The following is a 4,586-nucleotide window of genomic DNA, read 5'->3' as shown; positions in this document are numbered from 1 at the left end:
CCGTCGGCGAGGAGGACGGTCTCGCCTTCGATGCGGACGCCCTCGCCCTTCACACGACGGATCAGGCCGGGACGGGCGGCCTCGGCCTCGGCCAGGCGGGCCTGCACATAGAGGCCGTAGAGGCGGCGCGGGGCGAAGCCGTTCGGATCGGCGAAGGCGGGGGCGTGGAGCGCCAACCAGTCGGTGAAGTCGGCGGGCCGGTCGGGGCGGGCGCTCATCCGCTCGGCGCGGACGTTCAGCCGGTGGTCGTCCAGCGGCGTGGAATAGGCGACGCCGAGGCCGACCTGTTCGCTGCGCTCGATCAGGACCGAGGCTTGGCCCAGTTCGGCCAGGCGCACGGCCAGCATGGCGCCGGAGAACCCGCCGCCGACGATGACCACGGGGAGGGAGGCGGCGGCGTCGTTCATGGAATCAAGCATCGTCCACGACGCCGCCGCCGGTCAAACCGGAATCAGATTTCCTGGTTGAAGGCGCCGATTTCCGGGTGGGCGGCCAGGCGCGGCTTCACTTCCTTGCGGAACAGGTCGCGCATGTCGTCGGCTGAGCGCATGCTTTCGACGACCACGACCAGTTCGGGCTTGTTGGAGGAGGCGCGGACCAGCACCCAGGAGCCGTCCTCCAGGTGGACGCGCACGCCGTTGACGGTGATGGCCTCGACGATCTTGCGGCCCAGGATCGAACCGCCGGACGCCGCCAGCTCCTCGTATTCCTTCACGATCTTCGCCAGGACGTCGTACTTCAGCTCGTCGTCGCAGTGCGGCGACATGGTCAGGCTGGTCCAGGCGTCGGGCAGGGCGGACTTCAGTTCCGACAGCGACTTGCCGGGGTTGCGGTCCAGCATGGCCAGCACCGCGCCCGCCGCCACCAGACCGTCGTCATAGCCGTGGCCCAGGTCGCCCGACAGGAAGAAGTGGCCCGACTTCTCGAACCCGGCCAGGGCGCCCAGTTCGGCGGTCTTGCGCTTGATGTAGGAGTGGCCGGTCTTCCAGTAGACCGTGGTCGCGCCGTTGGCCTTGAGCACCTCGTCGGTCTTGTAGAGGCCGGTCGACTTCACATCGACGACGAAGGTGGCGTTCGGATGGAGGGCCGAAAGGTCGCGGGCCAGCATCAGGCCGATCTTGTCGGCGAAGATCTCCTCGCCCGTGTCGTCGACCACGCCGCAGCGGTCGCCGTCGCCGTCGAAGCCCAGGGCCAGGTCGGCGCCCGTTTCCTTCACCTTGGCCGCCATCTGCACCAGCATGGCGTGATCTTCCGGGTTCGGATTGTATTTGGGGAAGGTGTAGTCGAGGTCGGTGTCCATCTCGATCACTTCGGCGCCCATCAGGCGCAGAACCTCGGGCGCGAAGGCGCCGGCCGTGCCGTTGCCGCAGGCGGCCACGACCTTCAGCGGACGGGACAGCTTCACCTTGGAGGCCACGTCCTTGATGTAGGTCTCGCGGAAGCCCTCGACGCGTTCCAGACGGCCGCCGGGGCGGGCCACGCCCTGACCGTTCAGGACGATCTCTTTCAGGCGGCCCATTTCGTCGGGACCGAAGGTCAGGGGGGCCTGGGCGCCCATCTTCACGCCGGTCCAGCCGTTCTCATTGTGGCTGGCCGTGACCATGGCGACGCAGGGGCAGTCCAGCGCGAACTGGGCGTAATAGGCCATCGGCGACAGGGCCAGGCCGATATCCAGCACCTCCATGCCGCCTTCCAGAAGGCCCAGGATCAGCGCCTGCTTCACCGACAGGGAATAGCCGCGGAAGTCGTGGCCCACGGCGATCTTCGGCGTCTGGCCGATCTCGTGGACATAGGTTGCCAGGCCAAGGCCCAGGGCCTGGATGCCCAGCAGGTTGATTTCTTTTTCCAGAATCCAGCGGGCGTCGTACTCGCGAAAGCCGGTCGGCTTGACCAGGGGCAGGGTTTCATATTCCGCGGTGTTGGGGCGGATGTCCTGACGGGGCTTTTGCATAAGTCTTCCTAGATGGGCCGCTGGGGAGAGCGGGGATCGCAGTGCGACCTCGGCCTATAGCCTCCCCCTGCTCGAGAGGCCACAACGCGCGACCCTTGTTATGGCTGCGGTCGAGGCGGCTGTATTCTCTGACGTGCGGCGAAACCTTGACCGCCCCCGCGTCGGGGGCCTAGCGAGAAACCCAGATACGGATGCTCCCGGAGACCCTGATGACCCGCCTGATCCTGCTGCGCCACGGCCAGAGCCAATGGAACCTGGAAAACCGCTTCACCGGCTGGGTCGACGTCGACCTGACGGCCGAGGGCGAGGCCCAGGCCCGGCGCGGCGGCGAGCTGATCGCCGAGGCGGGTTTCAAGCCTGCGGTCATGTTCACCTCGGTGCTGAAGCGGGCCAAGCGCACCGGCGCCCTGGCGCTGGATTCGGCTGGACTGAAGGATGTGCCGGTGATCGAGGACTGGCGCCTGAACGAGCGCCACTACGGCGGCCTGACCGGGCTGGACAAGGCCGAGACGGCGGCCAAGCACGGCGAGGACCAGGTCAAGGTCTGGCGCCGCAGCTATGACGTGCCGCCGCCGCCGCTGGCGCCGGGCGGCGAGTTCGATTTCGACGCGGATCCTCGCTACGCCGGCAAGGAAATCCCGGACACCGAGAGCCTGAAGACCACGCTGGACCGGGTGCAGCCCTATTGGGACGCCGAGATCGCCCCGCGCCTGAAGGCGGGCGAGGACGTGCTGATCGCCGCCCACGGCAACTCCCTGCGCGCCATCGTCAAACTGTTGTTCGCCGTGCCGGACGACAAGATCGTCGACGTCGAGATCCCCACCGGCAACCCGCTGGAGATCGACCTGGACGCCGACCTGAAGCCGGTCGCCGCCCGCTATCTGGACGAGGGGCGGGCGCAGGCCCTGCCGCAAATCGCGTGAGCGGGCCGGCGCAAGACGCCGTCTTCATGCGGCGGGCCATTGATCTGGCCCTCAGCCGCATGGGCGAGACCTGGCCCAATCCGGCGGTCGGCTGCGTCCTGGTCAAGGACGGGGTCGTGCTGGCCGAGGCCGCCACGGCGCCCGGCGGACGCCCGCACGCCGAGGAGCAGGCCGTGCCCGAGGCGGGCGAGGCCGTGAAGGGCGCGACCGCCTATGTGACGCTGGAGCCGTGCGGCGCCCGCTCGTCGGGCCGCAAGTCCTGCGCCCACTTCCTGGCCGAGGCCGGGGTCGAGCGGGTGGTGATCGCCGCGCTTGATCCCTCGCCCTTCGCTTCGGGTCGGGGCACGGAGCGGCTGCGCCATTCGGGCCTGACGGTCGAGACGGGCCTATTGTGCGAAGAGGCCTCGGTGCTGAGCGAAGGCTTCCTGCACCGGCTGGAGACGGGTCGCCCGATGGTGCGCGTCAGTATCGACGGGGCGGGTTTCGACGGCCGTTTCGCCGCTTCGCCGCGCGCCGATCTGACGACCGAGCTGAACCGGCTGGGCGAAGCGGGCTACACCCGCCTGTGGACCCAGGAAGGCGAGCTGGCCGAGGCCCTGCGCGAGCAAGGTCTGCTGACGGAGTAGGGCGAGGCTCCGGCGAGCGGAAACGCCGCGAAAACGGTTGTTTCCGCAAAGCTTCCTTAATCCGCCGTAAGCCATGATCGGCGTCATGAGCGAGGCCGCAGAACCTGTCCGCAGAACGCTGACCCAGGAAGAGGTCGACGCCGTCTGCCTGAAGCACGACCGCCTGTGGCAGGCGCGGCCGGGCGGGGCGCGCGCGGTCTTCGCCTGGATGGACCTGTCGGGCGTGTCCTTGCGCGGCCGCAATCTGGCCGACGCCGACTTCACCGCCGCCTGCCTGATCGGCTGCGACCTGACGGGCGCCAAGCTGGACAACGCCAACTTCTTCGGCGCGGACATGCAGGACGTGACCCTGGTCGACGCCAGCATGCGCCGGGCCGATCTGCGCGGGGCCTGCCTGCGCGGCGCGGACCTGTCGGGGGCCGACCTGTTCGAGGCCGACCTGCGCGAAGGCACCATCGCCGCCAAGGACGCCAAGCTGGGCTTCCGCGTCGTCGAGGCGCGCAAGCGCGCCGACACCCAGGCGCAGGGCGCCGTGCTGGCGGGCGCCAATCTGCAACGCTCGCGCATGACCGGCGTCGTCGCCGTGGCCGCCGATTTCACCGACGCCATCATGAAGGACTGCAAGCTGGTCCGGGCCAATCTGAAGCAGGCCAGCTTCCGCGGCGCCGACCTGGCCGGGGCGGACCTGTCGGGCGCCGACCTGTCGGGGGCGGACCTCAGCGACGCCATCCTGGTGGGGGTCAAGGCCGCCATGTGGCGGACGGACGGGGCCAATATGGACGGCGCCCTGGTCGACAACCGCCCGGCGGGCGAGCCGGTCAGCCAGATGCCCGCCGCCGAGATGCTGCGCGACCACGCCCAATGGTGCGAGACGGGCGGGGCTGAGGGCCAGCCCTCGGTGTTCGACGGGGTCGACCTGCGGCCGCTGGTTTCTATTCGCGGGCTGAACCTGACGGCGCTGTCGGCCAAGGGGGCGGTCTTCTACGGCCTGGACATGGAGGGGGTGCAGCTTCAGGGCGCGCAACTGGAGGGTGCGGACCTGCGCTCGGCCAATCTGCGCCGGGCCGACCTGCGCGGCGCGCGGCT

Annotated in this window: 5 protein-coding genes; 3 read left to right on the top strand and 2 right to left on the bottom strand. The window is 69.4% G+C overall.

The genetic code is table 11. The features are described 5' to 3' along the window. Together BDIM_RS14960 and BDIM_RS14955 are read right to left on the bottom strand one after the other, a co-directional pair. Positions 1-407 (bottom strand): FAD/NAD(P)-binding protein (locus BDIM_RS14960; RefSeq protein ID WP_155818749.1); only part of this gene is annotated, 407 nt, incomplete at its 3' end. Positions 408-451: 44 nt separating this feature from the next. Further along, positions 452-1,951: a phosphomannomutase/phosphoglucomutase gene (locus BDIM_RS14955; protein WP_003166421.1), complete on the bottom strand. Its 1,500-nt coding sequence runs from the start codon at positions 1,949-1,951 to the stop codon at positions 452-454. A gap of 209 nt (positions 1,952-2,160) precedes the next feature. Between BDIM_RS14955 and gpmA the strand changes: the two genes are divergently transcribed. From gpmA to BDIM_RS14940, 3 genes are all read left to right on the top strand, one after another. Continuing rightward, positions 2,161-2,874 carry a 2,3-diphosphoglycerate-dependent phosphoglycerate mutase gene (gpmA, locus tag BDIM_RS14950; RefSeq protein WP_040347179.1) on the top strand — a complete coding sequence of 238 codons (714 nt, stop codon included), beginning with the start codon at positions 2,161-2,163 and terminating at the stop codon, positions 2,872-2,874. After that, entirely contained in the window at positions 2,871-3,500 is a 630-nt protein-coding gene (locus BDIM_RS14945; protein ID WP_003166420.1) for a bifunctional diaminohydroxyphosphoribosylaminopyrimidine deaminase/5-amino-6-(5-phosphoribosylamino)uracil reductase RibD, read from the top strand. The genes gpmA and BDIM_RS14945 overlap by 4 nt, the downstream gene beginning before the upstream one ends. 85 nt (positions 3,501-3,585) lie before the next feature. Further along, positions 3,586-4,586 (top strand): pentapeptide repeat-containing protein (locus BDIM_RS14940; protein WP_040347177.1); only part of this gene is annotated, 1,001 nt, incomplete at its 3' end.

This window comes from Brevundimonas diminuta ATCC 11568, assembly GCF_000204035.1.
GTDB lineage: Bacteria > Pseudomonadota > Alphaproteobacteria > Caulobacterales > Caulobacteraceae > Brevundimonas > Brevundimonas diminuta.
This window is presented reverse-complemented; position numbering and strand designations above follow the sequence as displayed.